The 241-nt window shown below is 68.9% G+C and carries 1 pseudogene; it reads right to left on the bottom strand.

Annotation, left to right across the window (positions count from 1 at the left end):
• Positions 1 to 241 (bottom strand): annotated as a pseudogene (locus HMPREF0519_RS13540) (P-type ATPase actuator domain-containing protein); the annotation flags it as partial.

Below are 241 nucleotides of genomic sequence, written 5' to 3'. Positions count from 1 at the left end.
TCCGTCAGCGTGCCGGTCTTGTCGAAGGCCACGACCTTGGCGTCGCGGAGCTGCTGCAGCGCCTCGCTCTTGCGGAACAGGACGCCGAGCTGGGCGGCGCGCCCGGTGCCGACCATGATCGACATCGGCGTGGCCAGGCCCATGGCACAGGGACAGGCGATGATCAGTACGGCGACGGCATTGACCAGGGCATAGGTGAGCTTGGGGTCGGGGCCGAGGACGAACCAGGCCACGGCCGTCA

The sequence above is a fragment of the Lentilactobacillus hilgardii DSM 20176 = ATCC 8290 genome (assembly GCF_000159315.1).
Lineage (GTDB): Bacteria > Bacillota > Bacilli > Lactobacillales > Lactobacillaceae > Lentilactobacillus > Lentilactobacillus hilgardii.
The sequence above is the reverse complement of the archived record's forward strand: the minus strand, read 5'-3'. Positions and strand labels throughout refer to the sequence as shown.